The organism is Bowmanella yangjiangensis (genome assembly GCF_017255015.1).
In the GTDB taxonomy this organism is placed as follows: Bacteria; Pseudomonadota; Gammaproteobacteria; order Enterobacterales; family Alteromonadaceae; genus Bowmanella; species Bowmanella yangjiangensis.
On sequence record NZ_JAFKCS010000156.1, the window covers coordinates 1 to 1,836 of the forward strand.

At 68.4% G+C, this 1,836-nt stretch carries 1 protein-coding gene; it reads left to right on the forward strand.

Features of this window, described 5'->3' with window-relative positions:
- The coding region (locus J0A65_RS22855; protein WP_206596602.1) for a DUF2207 domain-containing protein at positions 1-1,719 on the forward strand (1,719 nt) is incomplete at its 5' end.
- Positions 1,720-1,836 lie beyond the last annotated feature (117 nt).

Below are 1,836 nucleotides of genomic sequence, written 5' to 3' on the forward strand. Positions count from 1 at the left end.
GGTATCTACCGTGACATTCCCGTCCGCTATCGCCTGGGCAACGGCCTGTTGCGCAGCACGCCGCTGACGCTGATATCGGCCACGCGTGACGGGCGTCCGGAAAGCGTCACCGAGCAGCGCCTCGAGCATGCCCTGCGTCTGCGTCTGGGCAGCGCCGATGTGCGGCTCGAGTCTGGGCCTCATGTCTACGAACTGACCTACCGCATGAATGCGCAGCTGCTGCATCACGCCAGCGTCGATGAACTCTACTGGAACGTGACCGGCAATGACTGGTCGCTGCCGATCCGCCAGGTCAGCGTCGAGGTACTGCTGCCGGAGGGCGCGCAGATCCAGGCGGCACACGGCTACACCGGCTACCGGGGTTCGCGTGAAGGGGCCTACGAGGTGCTCGAGCAGCAGGGCAACCGCCTGCGCCTGGCGACCACGCGCGAGCTGGATGCGCGTGAAGGTTTTACCGTCGCCCTGGCCTGGCAGGCGGGGCTGGTCACTCGCCCCGGCTGGTGGGACGAGCTGCTGGTGCTGCTTGCCGACAACCTGCGGCGCATTCTGCTGGTGGCCGCTTTCAGCGGGTTGCTGCTGTTCTACGCACTGATCTGGTGGGCGAAAGGGCGCGGGCCGGCCAAGGGCCTGGTGATCCCGCTGTTCGAGCCGCCACGGGGCGTCAGTCCGCTGATGGCCGGGTACGTGTGGCGCCGTGGCCTGAAGCATGACCGCAAGGGCGTGCGGGCGCTGAGCATCATGTTCACCGACCTGGCCATTCGCGGCTGGCTCAGCCTGCAACGCGACACCAGCGGCCTGGTGCTGACGCGGGGCGAGGTGGACGGGGATGCCATACGCGAGGAGGAGCGGCGCGTGCTCAATGCCCTGATCACGCGGGAGGGCGGCTCGCTGACCCTGGGCGGGCGCTACGAACCGCGTCTGGCGAACGCCCTGGAGGTGCTGCTGAAGAGCGTCAAAGGGATCGAGCGGAACAACTTCAGCAATGCTACCGGGCACTGGCTGTTCGGTGCCTTCTTCGCCCTGGTGACGGGGATCGCGCTGCTGGTGACGTCCACGGGCGACGCGGAGGCTGCGAACAACGCCGTCTGGCTGATGCTGCTGGGAATGCTGCTGGGGGCCGGGACGCTCTACTGCCTGACCCACGGGATGATCGGGGCCGGACTTCCGCTGCTGCTGTTCGCCCTGGCGTGCCTGGGCCTGGCCGCAGGCCTGGTGGGCGGCGATGCCGTGCTGCAGTGTCTGGCACTGTTCGCCATCGTCGCCGTGGCACGCAAGCTCATGCGCTCGCCCACCATCGCCGGACGGCGCCTGCTCGATGAGCTGGAGGGCTACCGCAACTACCTGAGCCTGGCCGAGAGGGACGTGCTGGACAAGGCGGGCCAGGCCCCGGTGATGAGCATCGCGCTGTACGAGCGCCATCTGCCTTACGCCATGGCCCTGGGCGTGGAGGACAAATGGAGCGCGCGTTTCAGCGAGGCGCTGGCCAGTGGCCTGATCGATCCGCAGCTGCGTGATTACCAGCCGGACTGGTATGAAAGCCGTCGCCGTTTCAGCTCGGCGCAGGTCATGAGCAGCGCCCTGGCCACGGGCCTGAGCAGTGTGGCCGCCCTGGCCTCGACGCCACCGTCGAGCAGTTCGTCTGGCGGCTCCTCGGGTGGTTCGTCCGGTGGCGGCTCCTCCGGTGGCGGCGGCGGTGGCGGTGGAGGCGGCGGCTGGTAGCACGCCGTCGCCGTGCCGGCGAATATCCCGCGCCTGTGCGGTATTCGCTTTTTCTCGCCGGGGCGCTCGGGTAGGGTGCCGCTCCGATTTGCCCGAGAGATGGCTGCGCAGGTACGC